The 1,557-nt window shown below is 48.9% G+C and carries 2 protein-coding genes; both read right to left on the minus strand.

Translation table 11 applies throughout. From position 1 onward, the window contains the following. Positions 1–451 (minus strand): cell wall elongation regulator TseB-like domain-containing protein (locus tag GRP75_RS26510; protein WP_160790841.1); only part of this gene is annotated, 451 nt, incomplete at its 3' end. A 37-nt stretch (positions 452–488) separates the two neighbouring features. Next, positions 489–1,557 (minus strand): amidohydrolase (locus GRP75_RS26515; protein WP_160790842.1); only part of this gene is annotated, 1,069 nt, incomplete at its 5' end.

Below are 1,557 nucleotides of genomic sequence, written 5' to 3' on the forward strand. Positions count from 1 at the left end.
GACTTCCATCATCGTAAAACAACTGCCACACATATTCGCCATTGAACACACTCGGCTGAAGCCTTACAATTTTTGCACCTGGAAGCTGCTGCTGAATTATTGCCGTCATTTTTTGCTCATCGACTCCGTTCTTCAGCAACTCGGTGTGAACACCGCTATTATCTGCGGCAGGTACGTTAGGTTGTCCTTCCACTTTTTGAAAAGGAACCCACACCATTATATTTTCATTCTGTGCATTTTTCCCTTGAACCACCCAATATACCTGATCCCACACAGACTTCCATGTTTGAGTCGTGCTAACCAGACCACCTGATTGCTTGGCCTTAATGATAGCAGCATTTTCCTCAGCCACCTGGTCTTGAGTAACATAGGAATAATACCAGAAAATGCTGATCAGGATCAGTATCACGGCCAAAATGGCGACCGCTATCCACTTTTTCTTATTTTTCAAACCTGTGCTTCCTCTCTAAGGGGATGTGACACCTAAATTAGCGCGACAGCAGCCCTTCAAAGGCGGCTTGTGCCTCATGTTTGATACGTTCCTCGTCCATAGTCAGGCATTCGCCGTTTTTCACAACCTGGCGACCGTCTACCCACACATGAGCCACGTCCTTGGCGCTTGCAGAGTATACCGCATGGGAAATAAGATCTGTACGCGGCAAGAAATGTGCCTGATTCAGATCCAACGCGATAAAGTCAGCCTTGTTGCCTGCTGCCAACGCTCCTACTTCTTTTAAACCAATCGACTTTGCACCGTATTCTGTTGCCAGACGCAGCGCTTCACTTGCAGGAACTGCCGTAGGGTCACCGGATACACCCTTGTGAATAAGTGCCGCCAGACGCATTTCCTCGAACATATCCAGGTTATTATTGCTGGCAGGACCATCCGTTCCGAGAGAAACAGTAACCCCTGCACGCAGCAATTCAGGCACTCTGGCCACACCACTTGCCAGCTTCAAGTTGCTACCAGGATTATGCGAAACCGCTACACCACGTTCAGCCAGTAAAGCTATTTCTTCGTCGTTCAAATGGACGCCATGGGCAACAAGCGAAGGACGGGAGAAAAAGCCAAGCTTATCTAAGTGTGCAACTGGACGCAAACCGTAGTCGCGTACGTTTTGCTCCACTTCGGCGATCGTCTCAGACATGTGCGTATGCAGTGGCAAGTCCAGATCATGCGCAGCTTGTACGAATTTTTCAATAAACGCAGGTGGACATGTGTATGGCGCGTGCGGAGACATCATCGTTGTAATACGCCCGTCTGCTTTACCATGCCAGTTACGCGCAAAAGTCACGGCCTCAGCCAGCTTGATTCGCTGTTCTTCTTCCGAGCATAGTCCAATTGCTCCACGCATCAGACTTGCACGAATACCTGACTCTTCAGCTACACGAGCCACCTCATCCATATGATCGTACATGTCCAGGAAGGTCGTTGTTCCACCTTTCAGCATTTCCAGCACAGACAAGGACGTACCCCAGTACACGTCCGTAGATGTAAACTTGGCTTCCATAGGCCACATTTTCTCCTGAAGCCATACTTGAAGTGCCAAGTCATCT

The organism is Paenibacillus sp. OT2-17 (genome assembly GCF_009827695.1).
GTDB lineage: Bacteria > Bacillota > Bacilli > Paenibacillales > Paenibacillaceae > Paenibacillus > Paenibacillus polymyxa_B.